Origin of the sequence: Bacillus sp. FSL K6-1366 (assembly GCF_037976695.1) — a bacterium.
Classification (GTDB): domain Bacteria; phylum Bacillota; class Bacilli; order Bacillales; family Bacillaceae; genus Bacillus; species Bacillus subtilis.
In genome coordinates, this window is record NZ_CP150268.1 from 806126 (window position 1) to 827382 (window position 21257).

Consider the following 21257-nt stretch of genomic DNA (forward strand, 5'->3'; position numbering starts at 1 on the left):
AAGCCTGTTATGTTTATTTAGAAGCTTTTCGCATTTGGCTTGTTATAGCCGTAACGCTCAAAGAACTCTTCTCTGAAATCACCCAGACGATCCTCGCGAATAGCCTGTCTTACCTGCTCCATTAAGTGTAACAGAAAATGAAGGTTATGGTAAGTTGTTAATCGAAGGCCGAATGTTTCATTGCAGCGAATCAAGTGCCTAATGTACGCGCGAGTGTAGTTTTTACATGTATAGCAATCACACTCTTCATCAATCGGACGGAAGTCTCTTTCAAATTTCGCATTTTTCATATTGAGTCGTCCTTCAGCAGTAAACACTGTGCCGTTTCTTGCAATCCGTGTAGGCAGCACACAGTCAAACATATCGACCCCGCGGATCGCTCCGTCGATCAGTGCGTCCGGAGAACCTACTCCCATCAGATATCTCGGTTTATCCTTCGGCAAGAGCGGTGTTGTGAATTCGAGTACACGGTTCATGACATCCTTCGGTTCACCTACAGACAATCCGCCTATAGCATATCCCGGAAAATCAAGCGAAATCAAGTCCTTCGCACTTTGTGTCCGCAGATCTTCATATTCTCCGCCTTGTACAATACCAAACAGCCCTTGTTCATCCTGACGATTGTGGGCATTCAGGCAGCGTTCCGCCCAGCGGCTTGTCCGTTCAACTGACCTCTTCATGTAGTCGTACTCCGCCGGGTATGGCGGGCATTCGTCAAACGCCATCATAATATCAGAGCCGAGTGCGTTTTGGATCTCCATCGCTTTTTCCGGAGATAAAAACAGCTTGTCTCCATTTAGATGATTGCGGAAATGGACACCCTCTTCCTCTATATTACGAAACTTGCTTAAAGAAAAGACCTGAAAACCGCCTGAATCTGTTAAAATTGCGCGGTCCCAGTTCATAAATTTATGGAGCCCGCCCGCTTCTTTGACAATGTCTTGGCCCGGACGAAGCCATAGATGATAAGTGTTGCTCAAAATGATGCCTGCATCCATTGCTTTCAGCTCTTCAGGCGACATTGTTTTGACTGTCGCCAGTGTGCCGACCGGCATAAAAACCGGCGTTTCGAAGGAGCCGTGAGGCGTATGCACTTTGCCCAGCCGCGCTCCTGTTTGTTTGCATTCTTTTATAAATTCATAGCGTATTGGTTGTTCAGCCACTTTTGATGAGGCCTCCTGTTCTCAAATTATATAATCAGCATCGCGTCTCCGAAGCTGAAGAAACGGTATTCCTCTTCCACTGCATGGTTATAGGCACGCAGAATGTTTTCTCTTCCAGCAAGCGCGCTGACCAGCATAATCAATGACGATTTCGGCAAATGGAAGTTTGTAATCATTCCGTCAATGGCTTTAAATTCATAGCCCGGATAAATAAAAATAGATGTCCAGCCGCTTGATGCTTTAAATTGCCCGTCATGTTCCCCGGCAATCGTCTCAAGCGTGCGTGTCGAGGTCGTGCCGACAGAAATGATCCGACCGCCATTTTCTCTTACTTTGTTTAAGGCTGCAGCCGTTTCTTCTGACATTTGATAAAACTCTGCATGCATATTATGCTCTTCCACTTCATCGGCACTCACAGGGCGAAACGTTCCAAGGCCTACGTGCAGTGTGATGAACTCAATTTGCACGCCTTTGTCTTTCAGCTGCTGTAAGATTTCTTCCGTGAAGTGAAGGCCAGCTGTAGGCGCAGCAGCAGAGCCGATTTCTTTTGAATACACTGTCTGGTAGCGCTCTTTGTCATCAAGCTGTTCTTTGATATATGGAGGGAGCGGCATCTCTCCAAGGGATTCAAGCACCTCGTAGAAAATACCGTCATATTGAAATTCCATCTTTCTGCCGCCGTGCTCAAGCTCTTCCGTGCAGATTGCCTTCAATCTTCCGTCTCCAAATGTGACAACAGTTCCTTTTTTCACCCGTTTCGCCGGTTTGGCAAGTGTTTCCCATTTATCACCGGTTTCCTGTTTCAACAAAAGAAGTTCCACTTTCGCGCCGGTATCCTCTTTTGTGCCGAATAACCGCGCAGGCAGTACCCGGGTATTGTTCAGGACTAGACAATCGCCTTCGTTAAAGAAGCTGATAATGTGTTTAAACGAGCTGTCAGTAAGCTCTCCTGTATGTTTATCGAGCACCATCAGCCTTGAAGCATCACGCTGCTCCAACGGTACTTGTGCAATTAAACGTTCTGGTAGTTCAAAATCAAATAAATCGACTTTCATGATGATTTCACCTTTATTCTAGTCTTTTGTTATTTCATTCTGCCAAAAAGATTAAGCAAAATTGATAATACCACACTTATAATAATACAAGTGACAACCGGGAAGAAAAACGTGACATTTCCTTTTTTTACAAAAATATCTCCCGGCATCTTGCCGACAAAATGCAAAACTGCTCCGATAATAAGCAAAACAGCACCAAGAATCATAATGATCTTAGGAAATTCAGTCATATCGGGGAGCCTCCATTTGGAAATGATGATAAACGGCCGGTGTCACGATCCTTCCACGCGGCGTTCTTTGTATAAATCCAATTTGCAGCAGATATGGTTCATATACGTCTTCAATCGTATGCGATTCCTCGCCGATGGTAGCTGAAATCGTATCAAGGCCTACTGGGCCGCCGTTGAATTTTTCGATCATGCCCATCAGCAGCTTATGATCAATATGATCCAAACCGAGGCGGTCAACCTGAAGCCGCTCCAGCGCATTCTGAGAAATGTCTTCCGTAATCCTGCTGTCACCCAGCACTTGGGCGAAATCGCGCACCCTTCTCAGCAGGCGGTTCGCCACGCGGGGCGTCCCTCTCGATCTTCTTGCAATTTCAAGAGCCGACGGTTTATCAATCTCAACCTCGAATACATCAGCGGTTCTTGTGACAATATCCGCCAGTTCTTCTTGTGTATAGTACTCAAGGCGAGACATTACGCCGAATCTGTCTCTTAAAGGAGCCGTCAAAAGCCCCACCCTCGTCGTGGCTCCCACCAGCGTAAAAGGCGGAAGGTCGAGGCGAACCGAGCGGGCAGATGGGCCTTTGCCAATCACAATGTCCAGGCAAAAGTCTTCCATTGCAGGATAAAGCACCTCTTCGATCGATCTGTGCAGCCTATGTATTTCATCAATAAATAATACATCTCCCGGTTCCAGCGCCGTTAATATAGCAGCCAAATCACCAGGCCTTTCAATCGCAGGCCCTGATGTCGTCCGCAATTCCACTCCCATTTCATTAGCAACAATCGAAGCAAGCGTTGTTTTTCCGAGTCCGGGCGGCCCGTACAGAAGAACATGATCCAGCGTCTCCTGTCTCATTTTCGCCGCATCTATAAACACGCGCAAATTTTCTTTTACCTTATGCTGCCCGATATACTGTGCCAGATTTTGCGGCCTCAGGCTTTGCTCTATCACTGATTCATGGTTGTCTGCTTCACTTGAGACGAGCCGTTCATCCATGAACATCACCTTACTTTAATAGTTTTTGTAATGCTTTTTTCACATATTGGTCTGTTGTCAGCCCAATTTCTTCTTTAAGGTGAGGAAGCACCTTTTTGATTTCTTTTTCAGCATATCCGAGAACCCTGAGGGCTTCAAGTGCTTCTTCAAGAGCCGTTTCCGCTGTTTGCTTTTCAAGCCTTTCTTCATGATTAAACAGATTTTCAATCATTTCAGGCACAACATCTGCCAGCTTTCCTTTTAAATCTAGAATAATCTGGCGTGCGGTTTTCTTTCCTACTCCAGGAAACTTGACCAAAAAAGCTTCATCTTCATTTTCAATTGCTTGGATGACCGCTCCGGGATCACCCGAGCCCAAGATGGCAAGTGCTCCTTTCGGGCCAATTCCGGTCACGTTTAACAGCTTTGTAAAGAGCGCCTTCTCCTCTCTTGTTGAAAAACCGTAAAGCGAAAAAGCATCCTCTCTGATATGATGGTATGTAAAAATCGTTTCCTGGCTTCTCTCCTTATATATAAACGGATTCGGCGTGAAAATCTGATAGCCGATGCCGCCGTTCTCTATGACAATATATTGGGGAGATACATAATCAATCGTCCCTTTAACAAATTCAATCACGCAAATTCACCTCTTTGACTGTTCTTCATTGTACCATAAAAACAGCCAAAGTCTTATAGAAAAGTTAACATATGTTCGCTTCTCTCTCATTCTTTCACGAAAAAAAAGACATGAATACATGTCTTCAATCAGCGGACGTTACCCGCTGTATGTCTTCATATGTTCGATGACATCCTCAAACTCCGCTTTTGTCCGAAATGGAATGCCTTTCAGCAGATTTTTTTGCATATGGCTTTCCAGCCTTTCTAAATCAATTTGAAAAAAAGACTGAATTGGTTCGGAAGCTGGCTCAGGCCGCCCATGAAAAGTAGAAATCACTCCATTATCCGATACACCGATATACCCGTTGACCTTGCTGAGCGGAGAAATATCGTCCATTTGCTTCCGGAAGAGCACATATCCCTTTTTTTGTTCCACAAGCGTCCATCCGGCATAAGCTGCCCAAAAATCATCCATAGAAAACACTTTTTCATGCTTATGCTCAATGCTGACATCGCCGTCCAAATACACCTTTTCAAGCTGCACATGCACCTGCAGCGGCTCATAGTGCTCCACTTCCGCGCCAAGTGCGCGGGAAGGAGCTCCTATTAAAAATACTGCCGCTGAGCAAAGAATGCCCAGCAAAAGATACGCCGTGCTGAATCGTTTCACCCTCTACACCTCTTTGCACACGTTTATGATTAGTTTGACCAAAGAGGCTACTGCTTAACCGTTTTATCAAAATTTGTCTGCACATTTTCCCTGACAAACCGTTCCTCCGTATACACATCTGTGCTTTGCTCAGAAATTGTCAAGAATCGCGTCAGAAAGGCACTGAAAAAATACAATGCCGCAAAGATCCAAATCACGCCGCCTGCACCGAGCGGCCCAATGAAAAGACTCACGATGCCCGGCGCGATAAACGCACATAAACCAGATCCCAAATTCAACACTGACATGGCAGCACCTTTATTATCAGGTGCAAGCGTCGGCAAAAGCGCGCTTAATGGAACGTACCCTGCTAAAGCCGCGCCGTAGCAGCAGGCGATAATCATGAGCACCCAATACTGATGCCCGATCAGCTGAGGCGTGTAATACAGCGCCAGCGTAAAAATACCGCATCCGACACCGCCAAACCACATGACCGTATTGCGCCAGCCAAGTTTATCTCCGACTGCACCGAAAATGATATTAAACACAATATTCACAAAAAACAGCGTCCCCCATATTTGCAGCCATTCCGAAACCGAATACCCGTATCGTGCTAAATAAGTAGGAAGAAAGATGGCAAATCCAAATTGTCCTATCGCATTAATCGTCTTGACCACTCCGCCGATGCCTACCTTAGGGTTTTCAAACATAATCGTAAATGCCTTCGACAGTTCTTTCCATTTCGGCTGATCTTGTTTTTGTATCGGAGTAAATTTATCTTTGTTAAAAAATAAGGCAAGAATTCCGCCTGCCGCCACAAACAGTAAAGCGCTCCAAAGCGTATTGATTTCTCCAAAGGCCGGAACTGCATAGCTGGAATAGAACGGGCCCAGCACGTTAAGGCCGCACGTAAACATAAACCAAAACCAGCCGACGGCTTTGCCGAGAATATTTTGAGAGGTGCTGTATGACACCCATACGAGAAAAGAGTATGCAAACAGCGGATATCCCAAGCCTCTAAGAGCATAGCTGCCCAAGAGAGCCGGATAATACATATGAGGAATCGCCCAGCCGATAAAAGCGGCCGAACCGAGGATAAATGCAAGCAATCCGACAGTCATCGTTTTTCTCGGCCCCCAAGTTTGGACAAACGTTCCTGAAAGCCAAGCTGAGATGGTGACAGCAATGCCGTACATGGTAAATAACGATGCGGATTGCTGCATACTGAGACCATGATCAACGAGAAAAGGAGACAGCCAGCCTTGTTCGAGGCCGTCTCCAACCATAAAGATGACAACGCCAATATAACCCCAAACCATGTGAGAAGGAATTCCGATTTTGTTCAAAACATTTCCTTTAGCATGTACTGTATTCATTTTCTCCACCGCCTACTTAAAGTATCAATGGAGTATATACCCAAGCTTGCTGAATTGTAATCCTGTTAGATTAAAAAGCGATTTTTTCAGTGTGCTCAATGCTGACAGGCATGCCAAAAGCAAGCGATTGCTGTGCTGCTCTGGCGATCCTTCCGGCCTGTAAACCGTCATTGCCGGTGCAGGGAGTCTCCTGGTTTGTGCCGATCGCTTCTGCAAAACGGAGAATCTCCTCCTCATATGAATCCTTATAGCGTTCAAGGAAAAAGAAATGCGGTTTATCCTTCATCACAAAATCAGCTGTTGACACCTCAACCGTTGTCGGCCTGCTATTGTCAGCCGCTGCAGAGCCTTTCGTCCCGAAAACCTCAACCCGCTGGTCATATCCGTACACAGCTTGGCGGCTGTTATCAATCACAGCCATGGCACCGTTTTCAAAAGTCAGTGTAATAACAGCTGTATCAATATCACCCAGCTCCGCAAAAGAAGGATTCACCAAAGCCGCCCCTTTGGCATACACTTCCGTCACTTCGCTTCCCATAATATATCTGGCCATATCAAAATCATGGATCGACATATCCATAAACAATCCGCCTGACGTACGGACATAATCTATATTCGGGGGTTCTGGGTCACGGGACGTGATTTTTAATAAATGAGGTGTACCAATTTCACCATTTTCAACAATCGTTTTGATTTTCTTAAAATGAGGATCAAAGCGGCGGTTAAATCCGACTTGAAGTGTTACCCCGTGTTTCCGGACAGCCGCAAGCGCTTCACTCGTTTCTTCCAGAGAGAAACTAACGGGCTTCTCACAAAATATATGCTTTTTCGCCTCGGCTGCTTCTTTGATCATCTGTGCATGTACGGCTGTAGGAGAGCAAATAAAAATAGCATCAATATCAGGATCATGTAATAAATCACGATAATCAGAGGTTATGTATTCAATCTGATGACTGTCGGCCCAGCTTTTTATACGGCTTGCCTGAATGTCAGAGACTGCTTTTATTTTCATGTGAGGAATCCGGCTTATATTTTGAACATGAAGTTTGCCGATGCGGCCTGCACCGATAATCCCTGTCACAATCTGTTTTGTCATGGCTTCTTCCCCCTTGATCATTCACGAAAGCGCTTTATTTAAAATTAATACTATCCCATTTGTAAGCGCTTTTCAAGAATGGAAATTAAACGTTCTATGTCTCTTTTATCACAATTCATGCTTATAAGTAGCCTTCTTCTTCAAGACCAGATACACTAGAATTAGGCTCTTTTTCCTGAACAGTTTATGATTTTCCTATAAACAGCTGCATAAAATAGAGCAAAGAAGGTGAATGAAATGCTGACAAAAGCAGAGGCACTGGCCCATACCGTCATATACCGCAAGAACAGCAGATTTGATAAAGTCAAAGAGAAATCCGAGGAATTAACACTAATCGGCAAGGGAAGAAGCGCCTATGTGTTTGCCTTAACAGAAGGCGGTCGAAAAATGGCGCTGAAAGTATTTTTTCCGGAATATCAAGCGACAGCAGTCAAAGAAGCAGCGATCTATGAAAAATTAGCCGGGTCCGCATTCTATCCTGACATTTACGAAACTGGCGATTCATTTATTCTCATGGAATATATTAAAGGTGAAACCTTTTATAACTGTCTGAAGAAAGGCATTGCAATCAGTGATGACATGATTCAGCAGGTTGAAGAAGCGCTTTCTGACGCCCGGGCAGCCGGACTGAACCCGTCAGATATTCATTTGCGGAATCTGATATTGACAGAAACCGGGGCGGTGCGGGTGATTGATGTTGCGAGATTTGAGCAGACAAAAACATGCACGCAGTGGGACGACTTAAAATCCGCATATCATGCACTCTACAAAAAACCGATATTCCCCAAAAAGATTCCGGGTTTTTGGCTGGAGATCATCGCATTTTTATATAAGAAAGATTGGTTTCAAAAGCATTTCGCACAGCGGAAAAGAAAATATTCTTAAATCAAAAAGGCAGCCGCACAAGCGGCTGCCTTTATCATGTATTTTTTACTTTCTGACGGCAGAAATCAGTTTCATTTGTTCAGGCGACAGCTTAATTCGATAGCCTCTCACAGTTAAGTAGACCGCTTCTGGGTCCTTCTCGCCGGAATGACAATACGTTTTTTCCATTTCTGTCTCCCCTCACCCTTTATTGGCTTTATTTCATCTTATCATTGCTTTATTAAGGTAATTTTAAAGAAATGTAAAGATCATATGAATCCGATATATAGTAAAATGAGAGAAAAAAAGGGAGAGAGTCACATTAAGACCGAAAACACCTTGAGCTTAGATGCAGCCAGAGGTGAACTTGTAAATGAAAAAACACTTGTCAAGAGAACAATCTACTGGAATTACCCGGACAGCCGCCCAGCAGTGACGTGGATCAATCACAATACAGTGAAAATCGGCAATCAGACTTTACATCTTGATACTGGTGAAACGTATGATTGGCGAAAAGATGATCATTGGATCCGTGAAGAACCGCCGCAGGCGTCAGTGAGGTGATGAAACATGAATAAGATGAACGGAACAAATGATGACAAGCATTTCAATCATTTTGTGATTGCTTTATCCTTTATATACGGTTTGACTGAACTAGGCTATTTGTTGCTGAAGGATTTTATAACAATTGCCATAAGTTTGCCTCTGTAGAAAAACGCAGCGTAGTCGATACGCCGCGTTTTTTCTTTTTCCCTTCCTCTTCTTATTGTTAATTACAGGTCATATAATGTGACAAATCGATTGTAGAAATAGTTCGATTAGACCAAAATCCTTTTTATACATGTATTCGAATTTGAAGTGAGGGGGAAGCTTGATGGCAGATTTTGTTGCTAGTTTGAATGCGGTCTTATGGAGTACGCCCGTCATTTATATTTTATTGGGAATTGGATTCGCCTTTTCAATTATGACCCGTTTTTTACAAGTCCGACATTTAAAAGAAATGATTGTTCAGATGTTCAAAGGCAAGAGCTCTGAAGCCGGCGTTTCATCTTTCCAAGCGTTATCGATTGCGCTGTCCGGCCGTGTGGGCACAGGAAACATCGCGGGAGTGGCGACAGCAATTGCATTCGGCGGACCCGGTGCGGTGTTCTGGATGTGGGCGATTGCCTTTATCGGTGCGGCGAGTGCCTTTGTAGAATCAACACTTGCTCAAATTTACAAAGTGAAACAAGACGGTCAATATCGGGGCGGCCCTGCTTATTATATAGAAAAAGGCTTAGGCATTAAGTGGTTTGCCGTCTTATTTGCCGCTGCTGCCCTTATTGCGATGGCCTTTCTAATGCCAGGCGTACAGTCCAACTCCATTGCGGCTGGGATCCAAAATGCATTCGGCATCTCTCCTTTCGTCACAGGGTGCGGTCTGGTTTTATTATTAGGGTTTATTATTTTTGGCGGCGTCAAACGAATTGCCAATGCGGCGCAAATGATTGTTCCATTTATGGCCATTGGATATATCCTGCTGTCTTTGATTATTATTGTCATGAATGTGTCTGAATTACCTGCTGTGCTCTCATTAATATTCAAAAGCGCCTTTGCATTGGATTCCGCTTTTGGCGGCTTGATCGGCATGGCGATTTCCTGGGGCGTTAAACGTGGCATTTACTCAAACGAAGCCGGCCAGGGAACAGGCCCGCATCCGGCAGCCGCTGCAGAGGTTTCTCATCCGGTCAAGCAGGGACTGGTTCAGGCATTTTCTGTTTATATTGACACCTTGTTTGTATGTTCCGCTACAGCTTTCATGATCTTGTTTACCGGCATGTACAATACCCAGGCTGCAGATGGTTCCTTTATCGTTCATCAGCTTAAAGGCGTAGAAGCAGGACCTGGTTTCACACAAGCGGCAATTGACAGTGTTCTTCCCGGATTCGGTGCAGGCTTTGTTGCCATCGCTTTATTCTTCTTCGCTTTTACAACAATTATGGCGTATTACTACATCGCAGAAACAAATATCGCCTATTTAGCACGAGGCAGAGAAAGCAAATGGGCAATGCTTGGCTTAAAACTGATTATTTTAGCCGCCACATTCTATGGTACTGTGAAAACAGCTTCACTTGCTTGGGCATTAGGGGATGCAGGGCTTGGCATTATGGTATGGCTGAACGTCATTGCCATTGTGCTGCTGGCCAAGCCGGCGCTTCTTGCTTTAAAGGATTATGAGCGCCAAAAGAAGCAGGGCTTAGACCCGGTCTTTGATCCAAAAGCGCTGGGTATCAAAAACGCTGATTTCTGGGAGAAAGAATACACTCATGATAGTGAACGTGTCTCCTGAACATACTAAAACCGGCCCGATATGACCTCGTGCCGGTTTTTTATGAGCGATAGTTTGTATACACTTCTTGAACATCATCGTCATCTTCAAGGATGTCTATTAATGTTTCCAGCTTCTCAACAGCCTGATCATCGGCATCTGCATAGGTATTGGGAAGCATGGTCACCTCCGCCGAAGAAATTGGATATTTCGATTCGAGGGCTGTTTTCACCTCTTCAAAATGCTCAGGCTCTGTGAAAACCTCATATAGGTCTTCTTCAATTCGCAGCTCTTCTCCTCCTGCTTCAAGCACATCAAGCATGAGCTCATCTTCTTCTATTTGCCGTTCAGTGCGGTCTATCGTAATGAAACCCTTCCGTTCAAATAAAAAGGCTACACATCCGCTTTCTCCCAGACTTCCGCCATTTTTATTAAAGGCTGTCCGCACATTTGACGCCGTTCGGTTTTTATTATCTGTTACGCATTCAACCATGACGGCAATCCCTGAAGGGCCGTAGCCTTCATAGGTGATTTCTTCATAGCTGCTTCCATCTTGGCCTCCCGCAGCTTTTTTAATGGCCCGATCTATATTTTCATTCGGCATATTGGCGCCTTTTGCTTTTTCGATGACAAGACGCAATGCTGAATTAGCTTCTGGATCCGCTCCGCCTTCTTTCGCTGCCACATAGATTTCTTTTGCCAGCTTCATAAATATTTTGCCGCGCTTTGCATCCTGTGCATTTTTTCTTTTTTGAATGTTTTTCCACTTGGAATGGCCTGCCATGTTTTCACCTTCTTTTACATTTTCTATGTACACTTTAATGGGAAATGTTCGCTGATGCAAAGAAAAAGGCTGCCGAATATCACTTCCGGCAGCCCTTCCTTCCTAGCGGTTGTTCATTTTATGAAGTTTTCTGAACAGCCCTTTATCTGTTGATACTTGGACGTCACGGCCATTTGCATAGTTGCGCGCTGCTTTTACGACATTATCTCTGTCAGACTTTGTGAACTCTCTGTGGCTTTTGACTGCGATAACTACTCGGTCATCCGATACCATAACTTGTGTGTCATTGACGTTTTTCACTTGTTTCACACGGTTGGCAATTTTTGCAGCCAGTCTTCTGTTTTCTTGGTTGTCATACCCGTTGTTCGCTGCATTCCGATTCATGTTTCGGTTATTCGTGTTGTTATATGTTCCGTCAGTTGCCAAAGGAACACGATCGTCAGCAGTAACACGGTCACGGTTATTTACATTCGTGGTGTTTCGGTTACCGTCGTTCTGATCCTCCATTAATTCAGAAACAGGACCATCATGGTCGATTCCGTCTCCCTGTCTATCGGCGTCATTTTCATTTGTATAATATCCGATTGGACGGGTATTGCCGTTATTGCGCGTATCATTCATAGCATTATCGTTTGCTCCGCATGCTGTTAAGCCGGCTGTCATTAGAATCAGGCTAGCGATCGTCATTTTTTTACCCAATGGAAAAACCCCCCGTGGACGAATTGAGCATGTTTGCTCGCTTTTATCATGTGCGTATGGGGGGCATGTTAAGCGTGTCAGTTCTCTCCATTTGGCAGTGATCTGCTTGAAAACAAAAAAAGGAACGATTTACATCGTTCCGAACGATCACTCATTTTCTTCTTCCGGACGGCCAAACATTTGGTTTACAGAAGGCTGGTTCGTCATTGGCATAGAAACTCCTGCCGAATATGGGTTTGGATTTGGGTTAGCTGTGCCATATGGCATATTAGGGCTTCCATAAGCTCCCATTCCCGAATGGCCAGGCGCAGAGAAATATGGCTGATGATCACCGTCACAGCCGCAGTCGTCATGATCTTTGTATGGCATGTAACCATGAGCCGCAGCAGGCTGATATGCTCCCATTACTTGGGGAGTGCCGTAATAAGGGCCATACGGCATATGTCCATACGGAGATCCATAAGCCGGAGATGCGTATTGCGGCGCACCGTATGAACCGTAATGTCCGTGATGGCTGTTTTCATGATGCTGGTTTTCATAACCCGGGTCATACTGAGGCGATACAAAGCCTGGCTGGTATCCATGCATCGGATGCATTGGATAAGCCTGTGCCGGATAGTACGGATAGCATAATCCTGATCCTGGAAGAATTGGCGAAACAGGCACCGGACACGGTACGAAATGAGCCGGATAATGATAATAAGGCTGAACAGCCGGTATCGGCATATTCGGAACTGTGTGATGAACGTTTTCCTCTTCTACACCGCCTACCTCTGGCGCCTTTGGCATATTAGGCATATTCGGATAATTTGCATTTTCCATATTACTCATAGCCTCCTGTTGTGGAAATTGGTCTTGCATATGATACATATGATCCATATTTCCGTCATGATGTTTTTTCGGCTCCTCCGGTTTAGGAGGCGACCAAGGCTGGAAAAGCTGTTTCATATCATAATAATCGTTCACATCAGCTTCAGGGTACACATTTTCCTGCAAATTAGGCATCGGCGGGACATACGGCATGGACTTCTTTTCTTTCGGCTTTGTGTCTTCTACATCGACAACGGATTTAGGCTTCTCTTTCGCATATGGATGTTCTTGCTTCACACTCCCGGCCGCAGGACTTTTGCCCGCTTTTGGCTCTTTTCTGACCGGGACTCCTTCTGACGGCACTTTTATTTTCATTCCAGGCATGATTAAGTCTGGATTGCTAAGCTGTGTATTGAGTTTTTTCACTTCCTCAACATCGACTCCGTACTTTTCAGCTATTTTCCAGAGCGAATCGCCTTTTTGAACGATATGGATTTTCAACGTTTTCCCCTCCTATGCAAAACGTGAACAGTTCAGCTGTGATTACAATATGTTTCTTCACAACATATGCCTGAACAAAAGAAGTTATGAGTAAAGGAAGGGAAAATATTTCTGATCTACGTGATCGAAAGCATTCGATTCAGAGCAAGGAGTGCATCTTCCTGAATGGCTTTTGGCACCTTGATGACGCCTGAAGGTTCTCCTTTTTCAATTTGTTCCAGCGACCACAACAAATGCGGCAAATCAATTCGGTTCATTGTCAGGCAAGGGCACATGTCAGGGTTGAGTGATTCGATTTGTTTATCTGGATGCTCGTGAATGATCCGCTGAACAAGATTCATTTCTGTCCCGATTGCCCACTTGCTTCCCGCCGGAGCCTGGTTGATTGTGTCGATAATATATTTCGTTGATCCGTTATCATCGCTTAGTGTCACGACTTCGTGTGAACATTCCGGGTGCACAATGATCTGAATGTCGGGGTCTCGCTCTCTCATATCATGGATATTTTTAGTGGTGAATTTCTCGTGAACAGAGCAATGCCCTTTCCACAAAATCACTTTCACATTCGTATGCCCGGATTCAGCTACTAATTCATCTTTCATCGGATCCCACACAGCCATATCTTCAAGCGCAATGCCCAGATCATAAGCCGTATTTCTCCCTAAATGCTGATCAGGCAAAAATAAAATTCTTTTTTTCTGTGTAAACGCCCATTCAAGCACTTTTTTCGCATTCGAAGAAGTTACAGTTGCTCCGCCATGCTTTCCGACGAATGCCTTGATCTCCGCAGTGGAGTTCACATAAGTTAAAGGTATGATCGTATCTCCAAATATATGCTGAAGCTTCTTCCATGCCCTATTGGTCTGCTGCATGTCAGCCATGTCAGCCATAGAACATCCAGCTCTCATATCTGGCAGGACGACCGTTTGCTGCTCGCTTGTCAGCATATCGGCGGTTTCTGCCATAAAGTGAACGCCGCAAAATACGATATAATCCGCTTCTTTGTTTTTTTCCGCTACTTGGGCCAATTGCAGGGAGTCGCCTGTTTGGTCAGCAAATTGTATCACTTCATCCTTTTGATAATGATGGCCTGGTATAAAGAGCCTGCTGCCGAACTTTTTCTTAATGGCGGCAACGCGCGTTTCCATATCCTTTCTCGATAGTTCTTTATAACTTTCGGGCATCATATCATTCGATTGTTTGATCACATCAAGAATTGACATAACAGCATTCCTCCACAGATTCATTTGATAACGTAACATCCATGCTGATATCTAAACTTTTGACGGAATGAGTCAGAAATCCTAATGAAATATAATTCACACCCGTCCCTTTAAAAGCAGGCAAAGATTCTAACGTAATCCCGCCAGAGGCTTCAGTTTTTATATTAGCCGGTGTGAGCTTTGCAAAATGACGGACCGTATCAGGCGGACAGTTGTCAAACATAATAACATCCGCTCCAGCTGCAATTGCTTCCCGCAGCTGTTCCTCCGTTTCAATTTCCACCTCGATATTTACCATGTGCCCTGCGGCCTGACGGGCTTTTTTGCACGCCTCTAAAATAGAGCCGCATGCTGCGATATGATTATCTTTAATCATGATGCCGTCATACAAACCGAATCGATGATTATACCCGCCGCCGGCTCTGACAGCATATTTCTCCAGCATTCTGAGCCCCGGTGTTGTTTTTCTCGTGTCACAAATTTTAATCTGTTCATCATCCAGACACCGAACAGCCTCTCTTGTCATTGTCGCAATTCCTGACAGCCTCTGAATAAGATTTAATACGACCCGCTCTCCTGAAAGGAGCGCAGCTGCGGGACCGTGTAACTCGGCAATCACTTCACCTTTATGCAACATGTCCCCATCTTTTTTGTGTAAAATGATTTGAACATTTTCGTCCAATAACGAAAAGCCTTCTTTTATGATCGCTGCTCCTGCAAAAATACCCACTGACTTTGCAACAATCTCCGCTTCACAGCTCTGTTCTCCAAAAATAGACTGCGATGTAAGATCCCCTGTCCCAATATCCTCAAGAAAAAAGTGATTCAGTAATTTTTTCAGCTGTAAATGATTCATTGTTCCAAATCCCCTCGTTTTTTCTGATCTTCGTTCCTTTTTTTGTATGGACAATTTGTCTTCCTTGCCAGCTCACCTCAGCATGAGGAAAATCGGTGCGGAAGTGAGCCCCTCTGCTTTCCTCCCGCAAAAGCGCAGAAAACGTCATCAGCTTTGCAGTTTGCCATAGATGAGAAAGTTCCATCTGCCGAATTGTGATATCCTTCACATTTACTTCCTGAAAAGGCAGCGTATGAAGCCAGATGCTAAGCTCAATCAAACTGCTTTGTTCCCGCAGAATAGACATGTGGCTTGTCATTTTGCTTTGCAGTTCATGCCCCTCTATATCCGGCACCTTGTAAAAGACACTGGTTTCTAGCCCTGATTGATATTGCCTGTTATAAACCGGTTTTTGGATAATATGCTCTGCTGCCCTTTTTCCAAATACCAGCGCTTCCAATAAAGAATTGCTTGCAAGCCGGTTTGCTCCATGTAAACCGGAGCATGCTGTCTCGCCAATTGCATAAAGCCCCGGCACTGTTGTTTCTCCCCAGCGATTAACTGAAACACCTCCCATTAAGAAATGCATTCCCGGAGCAACAGGAATTTTTCCGCTGTGGATATCAATCCCTGCTTTTTCACAAATAGCGGTGATGGTAGGGAAACGCGTTTCAAAATCAGAAATCGCACTGAAGTCTATATAAACGCGATTTCCTTTTGCCATTTCTTCGTGAATAACCCGTGAGACAATATCTCTTGGAGCCAGGTCACCTAAAGGATGCCGTTCAGCCATAATCCTGCGGCCGTTTTCGTCTACTAAACATCCGCCTTCCCCTCTGACAGCTTCTGAAACAAGCCCGTAGGAAACACCATTTTTCACAAGCAGTGTCGGGTGAAACTGAGTAAACTCCAAATCCGTTAATTCCGCTCCGGCCCGGTAAGCCAGAGAAAGACCGTCACCTGTGACAGTGAGATCATTCGTATGGTGAAGAAACAGGTTTCCACAGCCGCCGGCAGCCAGCACAACTTCGTCTGCGTGCCTTACCTTGAGCCGCCCTTTGCTGTCTTTTGTCATGACGCCGATACATCGTCCGTCCTCTATAAGCAAATCTGCTGCCGTTTCATTCTCGATTAACTTGATTTTGCTGTTGATCCGTTTGAGCAAATAATCGATAAGCAGCCTGCCTGTTGCGTCTCCGCCTGCATGAAATATGCGGTTGTATGAGTGGGCCCCTTCTCTTCCAAGACAAACACCGCCTCGCTCATTGCGGTCGAATGGAAATCCACGCTCCAATAGGCTTTGAACCATCATTTTTCCATCATGTAATACGTCTGCTGCAATAGCTAGATTATTATGGCCGCACCCTGCGTATAACGTATCCTCCAGATGGGCTTCAATCGAGTCATCTTTTGCATAGGCCGCAGCAATCCCGCCTTGTGCATAGACAGAATTGCTGTTTTTGACGCTTTTTTTTGTGATAACAGTCACTTCGTATGAGGGCGGGAAAGCTGCAGCTAAGGAAAGTGCCGCCGCCCCTGAACCGATGACTGCAATCGTCTTTTTAGACATATGCCATCCTCCTGTTGTTTACACCTGTCTTGACACCTATATTTACACAAGGATAAAATAAACTCAAGAGTTTTTTATGGAGAACGGATGGAGGAAGACCGGATGATTTATTTAGATTATGCAGCGACAACGCCTATTTGTGAGGAAGCCCTTACTGTATATCAGAAGCTTAGTATGGATATGTACGGAAATGCCAGCAGCCTGCATGATGCAGGAGGAAAAGCAAAGCACATACTGGAGTACTGCCGTGAAAAAATCGCCAACATCATTGGCGGAGAAGCAAGCGGCATCTATTTTACAAGCGGCGGCACTGAATCCAATTTTCTGGCCATTCAATCATTACTAAACGGCCTGCCAAAAACGAAAAGACATTTTATTACGACTGCCATGGAGCATCAGTCCATTCACAATTGCGCTGCTTTTTTGGAACAGCAGGGATATGATGTAACAGTCATTGAACCGAATGAATACGGGCTTATTACCGAGGAAATCTTACTAGCCCATATCCGGCCGGAAACAGGCCTTGTATCTATTCAGCATGCAAATTCTGAAACCGGGATCATTCAGCCCATTCAACACCTGTCTTCATACCTGCACAATAAGGGGATTCTTCTTCATTGCGACGCTGTTCAAACGTTTGGAAAGATCCCGATCAATACAAAAAATCTGGGAGTAGATGCACTCTCAATGTCCAGCCATAAAATCCACGGTCCTAAAGGAGTAGGGGCGGTCTATATCCGGCCGGATGTCCCTTGGAAACCCGTTTATCCTCTGACTACTCACGAATACGGATTCAGAGCCGGCACCGTAAATGTTCCCGGGATCGGTGCCTTCACTGCCGCTGCAGAATTGATCGTAAGCGAAATGGAAAAACAGATATCCCGCAATGAGGCATTAAGAACATACTTTCTAGACCAAATCCGTATTCGGTCTCTCCCTGTAACCCTTGCGGCAGACACTTCGCAAGCAGAATGTCTTCCGCATATTATAGGGTGTTTTTTTCACTCATTTGAAGGACAATATGTTATGTTAGAATGTAATCGGAGTAATATTTGCATTTCAACCGGCAGCGCTTGTTCTGCAGGTTACCACGGTCCGTCTGAAACAATGAAAGCACTAAGAAAAACCGAACAAGAAGCTCTGCAATTTATCCGCATCTCTTTTGGCAGGCATACAACAGCTGAACAGCTGGAACAGTTATTACATATGTTTACAGTGCTTTGGGAACAAAAGAAAGGAGAATTTGATATTGACCGAAGAATTAAAGCTAATGGGCGCCAACAGGCGTGACCAGCTTCTTCTGTGGCTGAAGGAATCTAAATCACCGCTGACAGGAGGAGAACTCGCAAAAAAAGCGAACGTTTCAAGACAGGTTATTGTACAGGATATATCGCTCTTGAAAGCGAAAAATGTACCGATTATCGCCACAAGCCAAGGATATGTATACATGGATGCAGCCGCTCAGCAGCACCAGCAGGCAGAAAGAATCATAGCATGTCTGCACGGTCCTGAACGGACAGAAGAGGAACTGCAGCTCATCGTCGACGAAGGCGTTACAGTAAAAGACGTAAAAATCGAGCATCCCGTGTATGGAGATTTAACTGCAGCCATCCAAGTAGGCACCCGGAAGGAAGTTAGCCATTTCATTAAAAAAATCAATTCTACGAATGCTGCCTACTTATCACAGCTGACCGACGGCGTGCACCTGCATACACTGACAGCACCTGATGAACATCGCATCGATCAAGCTTGCCAAGCCCTCGAAGAAGCCGGCATTTTAATTAAAGACTAAAAAAAGCCCTCTAGAGGGCTTTTTTATAATTGGTAAGACTGGTATGCACCCAGGAGCTTCACTTTGCAGCCGAGCGCTTCAAGCTCCTGCATGGCCCCTGGAATCAATACATCATCAAACGCTTTTTCAATATCAATAATAAAGAAATAATGGCCTAATCCGGTTTTAGTCGGACGTGACTCAATTTTTGACAAGTTTAAATTTCTCCAAGAAAATGCAGACAGCACTCTATGCAGCGCCCCGGACTGATCATCCTGCGGCAGCATGACCATTAAGGTCGTTTTGGGCCTAGAGCTCAATTTTGAATTCACTTCAAAAGATATGTTTTCATCAGGAGACAGGATAACAAATCTTGTATGATTGTCCCTATAATCCTGTATATCCCGTTTCACGATTTTTAATTCGTATGTAGAAGCTGCCATATCATTGGCAATGACCCCGATATTCAGCTCGGGATGGTCACTGACAAACTTTGCTGCCGCCCCGGTAGAATTGGCGTATTCATATGGAACCGAAGGAAAATGTCGATGAAGAAATTTATGGCATTGCGCAATCGCGTGTGAATGTGAGTAAATTTTGTCGAGCTCTTTCCATGCATTCTCTCTAGAGGGATGGACGAGCAAGTGCTGATGAATCGGCAACGTCATTTCACCCACGATTGGCAAGGGCTGTTCATGTATTAAATAGTCTATTGTTAGATTAACAGATCCTTCTAATGCATTTTCCAAAGGAACAAAAGCAAAATCAACTTCGCCTGCAACGGCTGCATCTATACACTCCGGAATGGTGCGGTAAGCAACATGTTCGGCGCCGTTTTGAAAACAAGAACTGACTGCTAGATGTGTAAATGTAGCTGCTGGACCTAAATAACCGACTTTCATGACGATTTTCTCTCCCTTATGCACCTGAACCTAATATTTCAACCTTTTCTACAAAATCAAACTTCCTGAGCTTATTCATTAATGTATGAATGTCTTCTTCCATTGCCGACGTACTGATAGACAGTGTCACATTTGCTCTGCCTTGAAGCGGAATGGTCTGGTGAATGGAAAGAACGTTGCTTCCAGAATCAGCTACCGCCTGAAGAAGCTGAGATAACGCACCTGACCTATCCTCCAAATGAAAGAAAAGTGTGATAATTTGTTCTTTTACCATGGTGTAGAATGGAAAAACAGCATCCCTGTATTTATAAAACGCACTTCTGCTTAAATCGACCTTTTGAACGGCATCTGCTACTGAATCTGCTTTTTTTCGATCAAGCAGCTTTTTGACTTCTAATGTTTTTCTCATTGCATCGGGCAATACATCTTCACGGACAAGATAAAATGTCTCCTCTTTCATTTGCATCCCCCCTTTAAAATAGAGAGCCTGGCACCAGGCTCTCTTTTCAGCCAACATTCATTAATCAATAAATTCAAATTCAAATTCCAGAAGCCTGATTATATCTCCATCCTTGGCTCCGCGTTCTCTGAGTGCTTCATCAACACCCATTCCGCGCATCTGTCTTGCAAACCGTTTAACCGATTCATCACGTGAGAAATCAGTCATCTTGAATAACCGCTCAAGGCTGTCTCCTGAAAGCACAAATACACCGTCTGGATCGCGTGTAATGTTAAATGGCACTTCTTCATTTTCCATCGTGTACATGACACGGTTTTGTGTAAGCTCTTCCTCGTCATACAGCGGGAATTCCGGTGTGTTCTCAAGCTGATTGGCAACCTCAAACAGAAGCTCACGCAGACCTTCTCTTGTCACCGCACTGATCGGGAATACCGGATAATCATCCGTCAGCTTTTCTTTAAAGGCTTCGAGATTTTCCGCAGCCTCCGGCATGTCCATTTTATTTGCAACGATAATTTGCGGACGCTCAGTGAGACGCAGATTGTACTCGCTCAGCTCCTGGTTAATCGTAAGATAATCATCATATGGATCACGGCCTTCTAAGCCTGACATGTCAATGACATGAACAATAACCCTCGTCCGTTCAATATGGCGCAAAAACTGGTGGCCCAGTCCGACGCCTTGGTGTGCGCCTTCAATCAGCCCCGGCAAATCAGCCATGACAAAGCTGCGTCCGTCATCCGTTTCAACCATGCCGAGATTCGGGACAAGCGTTGTAAAGTGATAGTCCGCAATTTTCGGTTTTGCAGATGAGACAACAGACAGCAAAGTAGATTTTCCCACACTCGGGAACCCGACAAGTCCGACATCTGCAAGCACTTTTAATTCAAGAACAATGTAGCGTTCTTTTCCCGGCTCGCCGTTTTCTGAAAGCTGAGGCGCGGGATTAGCCGGTGTAGCAAAGCGGCTATTTCCTCTTCCGCCTCTTCCGCCTCTTGCAATGACAGCCCGCTGTCCGTGCTCTGTTAAATCAGCAATGACCTGTTTTGTATCATCGTCTGTCACAACGGTGCCCGGCGGAACTTTAATGACCATATCATCAGCATTTCGCCCGTGCTGGTTTTTGGACATGCCATGCTCGCCGCGAATCGCTTTAAAGTGTTTTTTGTATCTAAAATCCATCAGGGTGCGGAGACCTTCATCTACTTCAAAAACGACGTCTCCTCCCTTTCCTCCGTCACCGCCGGCAGGGCCGCCTTTCGGCACATATTTTTCACGGCGAAACGCAACCATACCGTTGCCGCCGTCGCCGCCTTTTACATATACTTTGACCTGATCTACAAACATAATGTCCTCCGTTCTAAACC

At 44.9% G+C, this 21257-nt stretch carries 24 protein-coding genes; 6 read left to right on the forward strand and 18 right to left on the reverse strand.

Annotated features, from left to right (window positions below; translation table 11 throughout):
- Window positions 1-17: 17 nt before the first annotated feature.
- The 8 genes from tgt to iolG form a co-directional block, all read right to left on the reverse strand.
- A complete protein-coding gene (gene tgt / locus MHI44_RS04415; RefSeq protein WP_003229725.1) occupies window positions 18-1163 on the reverse strand; it encodes a tRNA guanosine(34) transglycosylase Tgt in 1146 nt (381 codons plus the stop codon).
- Window positions 1164-1189: 26 nt separating this feature from the next.
- Entirely contained in the window at window positions 1190-2218 is a 1029-nt protein-coding gene (gene queA / locus MHI44_RS04420) for a tRNA preQ1(34) S-adenosylmethionine ribosyltransferase-isomerase QueA (RefSeq protein ID WP_003229723.1), read from the reverse strand.
- Between the two features lie 29 nt (window positions 2219-2247).
- Window positions 2248-2448: a DUF2905 domain-containing protein gene (locus MHI44_RS04425; protein ID WP_003222669.1), complete on the reverse strand. Its 201-nt coding sequence runs from the start codon at window positions 2446-2448 to the stop codon at window positions 2248-2250.
- Window positions 2441-3445: a Holliday junction branch migration DNA helicase RuvB gene (gene ruvB, locus MHI44_RS04430; RefSeq protein WP_003229718.1), complete on the reverse strand. Its 1005-nt coding sequence runs from the start codon at window positions 3443-3445 to the stop codon at window positions 2441-2443. Before ruvB ends, MHI44_RS04425 begins: the two co-directional genes overlap by 8 nt.
- Window positions 3446-3455: 10 nt before the next feature.
- Complete coding sequence (ruvA, locus tag MHI44_RS04435) at window positions 3456-4061, reverse strand: Holliday junction branch migration protein RuvA (protein WP_003229717.1); 606 nt, start codon at window positions 4059-4061, stop codon at window positions 3456-3458.
- Between the two features lie 138 nt (window positions 4062-4199).
- Window positions 4200-4712 carry a sporulation cell-cell signaling protein BofC gene (gene bofC, locus MHI44_RS04440; RefSeq protein ID WP_003229715.1) on the reverse strand — a complete coding sequence of 171 codons (513 nt, stop codon included), beginning with the start codon at window positions 4710-4712 and terminating at the stop codon, window positions 4200-4202.
- Between the two features lie 47 nt (window positions 4713-4759).
- Complete coding sequence (locus tag MHI44_RS04445) at window positions 4760-6067, reverse strand: MFS transporter (protein WP_003246197.1); 1308 nt, start codon at window positions 6065-6067, stop codon at window positions 4760-4762.
- 70 nt (window positions 6068-6137) lie between these two features.
- Window positions 6138-7163, reverse strand: coding sequence for an inositol 2-dehydrogenase (iolG, locus tag MHI44_RS04450; RefSeq protein ID WP_338730639.1), 1026 nt, complete (start codon window positions 7161-7163; stop codon window positions 6138-6140).
- 237 nt (window positions 7164-7400) lie between these two features.
- Here iolG and MHI44_RS04455 point away from each other — a divergent pair, with 237 nt between their 5' ends.
- Window positions 7401-8048 (forward strand): phosphotransferase, encoded by a 648-nt coding sequence (locus MHI44_RS04455; protein ID WP_003246159.1) that lies wholly within the window; start codon window positions 7401-7403, stop codon window positions 8046-8048.
- 45 nt (window positions 8049-8093) lie between these two features.
- Here the strand turns inward: MHI44_RS04455 and MHI44_RS04460 are convergent, their stop codons facing one another.
- Entirely contained in the window at window positions 8094-8216 is a 123-nt protein-coding gene (locus MHI44_RS04460) for a hypothetical protein (RefSeq protein WP_003229707.1), read from the reverse strand.
- An 84-nt stretch (window positions 8217-8300) separates the two neighbouring features.
- On the opposite strand from MHI44_RS04460, the gene MHI44_RS04465 reads away from it, so the two are divergent.
- From MHI44_RS04465 to MHI44_RS04475, 3 genes are all read left to right on the forward strand, one after another.
- Window positions 8301-8591, forward strand: a complete 291-nt coding sequence (locus MHI44_RS04465) for a DUF5412 family protein (protein ID WP_339202970.1) — start codon at window positions 8301-8303, stop codon at window positions 8589-8591.
- 6 nt (window positions 8592-8597) lie between these two features.
- Window positions 8598-8738 (forward strand): hypothetical protein, encoded by a 141-nt coding sequence (locus MHI44_RS04470; RefSeq protein WP_029727127.1) that lies wholly within the window; start codon window positions 8598-8600, stop codon window positions 8736-8738.
- 163 nt (window positions 8739-8901) lie between these two features.
- Window positions 8902-10356, forward strand: a complete 1455-nt coding sequence (locus MHI44_RS04475) for an alanine/glycine:cation symporter family protein (protein ID WP_339202972.1) — start codon at window positions 8902-8904, stop codon at window positions 10354-10356.
- 40 nt (window positions 10357-10396) lie between these two features.
- Here the strand turns inward: MHI44_RS04475 and MHI44_RS04480 are convergent, their stop codons facing one another.
- From MHI44_RS04480 to nadB, 6 genes are all read right to left on the reverse strand, one after another.
- Window positions 10397-11119 (reverse strand): YebC/PmpR family DNA-binding transcriptional regulator, encoded by a 723-nt coding sequence (locus MHI44_RS04480; protein ID WP_041339264.1) that lies wholly within the window; start codon window positions 11117-11119, stop codon window positions 10397-10399.
- Between the two features lie 102 nt (window positions 11120-11221).
- Entirely contained in the window at window positions 11222-11818 is a 597-nt protein-coding gene (gene sgpA, locus MHI44_RS04485) for a spore germination protein SgpA (RefSeq protein ID WP_003245996.1), read from the reverse strand.
- Window positions 11819-11965: 147 nt separating this feature from the next.
- Window positions 11966-13129 carry a spore coat assembly protein SafA gene (gene safA / locus MHI44_RS04490; RefSeq protein ID WP_339202974.1) on the reverse strand — a complete coding sequence of 388 codons (1164 nt, stop codon included), beginning with the start codon at window positions 13127-13129 and terminating at the stop codon, window positions 11966-11968.
- Between the two features lie 116 nt (window positions 13130-13245).
- A complete protein-coding gene (gene nadA / locus MHI44_RS04495) occupies window positions 13246-14352 on the reverse strand; it encodes a quinolinate synthase NadA (RefSeq protein WP_003229691.1) in 1107 nt (368 codons plus the stop codon).
- Window positions 14339-15208, reverse strand: a complete 870-nt coding sequence (gene nadC / locus MHI44_RS04500) for a carboxylating nicotinate-nucleotide diphosphorylase (RefSeq protein ID WP_087614640.1) — start codon at window positions 15206-15208, stop codon at window positions 14339-14341. Before nadC ends, nadA begins: the two co-directional genes overlap by 14 nt.
- Window positions 15162-16757 carry an L-aspartate oxidase gene (gene nadB, locus MHI44_RS04505; RefSeq protein ID WP_088326654.1) on the reverse strand — a complete coding sequence of 532 codons (1596 nt, stop codon included), beginning with the start codon at window positions 16755-16757 and terminating at the stop codon, window positions 15162-15164. Before nadB ends, nadC begins: the two co-directional genes overlap by 47 nt.
- Window positions 16758-16859: 102 nt before the next feature.
- Here nadB and nifS point away from each other — a divergent pair, with 102 nt between their 5' ends.
- Both nifS and MHI44_RS04515 read left to right on the forward strand, forming a co-directional pair.
- Window positions 16860-18047 carry a cysteine desulfurase NifS gene (gene nifS / locus MHI44_RS04510; protein WP_087614642.1) on the forward strand — a complete coding sequence of 396 codons (1188 nt, stop codon included), beginning with the start codon at window positions 16860-16862 and terminating at the stop codon, window positions 18045-18047.
- Window positions 18007-18549 carry a transcription repressor NadR gene (locus MHI44_RS04515; protein WP_004398582.1) on the forward strand — a complete coding sequence of 181 codons (543 nt, stop codon included), beginning with the start codon at window positions 18007-18009 and terminating at the stop codon, window positions 18547-18549. Before nifS ends, MHI44_RS04515 begins: the two co-directional genes overlap by 41 nt.
- A gap of 23 nt (window positions 18550-18572) precedes the next feature.
- Here the strand turns inward: MHI44_RS04515 and pheA are convergent, their stop codons facing one another.
- Genes pheA through obgE form a run of 3 tightly spaced genes read right to left on the reverse strand, consistent with a single transcriptional unit; the run spans window position 18573 to window position 21237 of the window.
- Window positions 18573-19430 carry a prephenate dehydratase gene (gene pheA, locus MHI44_RS04520; protein WP_014477545.1) on the reverse strand — a complete coding sequence of 286 codons (858 nt, stop codon included), beginning with the start codon at window positions 19428-19430 and terminating at the stop codon, window positions 18573-18575.
- 16 nt (window positions 19431-19446) lie between these two features.
- Window positions 19447-19890 carry a transcriptional regulator ThrR gene (gene thrR / locus MHI44_RS04525; RefSeq protein ID WP_003222630.1) on the reverse strand — a complete coding sequence of 148 codons (444 nt, stop codon included), beginning with the start codon at window positions 19888-19890 and terminating at the stop codon, window positions 19447-19449.
- Window positions 19891-19950: 60 nt separating this feature from the next.
- Window positions 19951-21237 (reverse strand): GTPase ObgE, encoded by a 1287-nt coding sequence (gene obgE, locus MHI44_RS04530; RefSeq protein ID WP_003246161.1) that lies wholly within the window; start codon window positions 21235-21237, stop codon window positions 19951-19953.
- Window positions 21238-21257 lie beyond the last annotated feature (20 nt).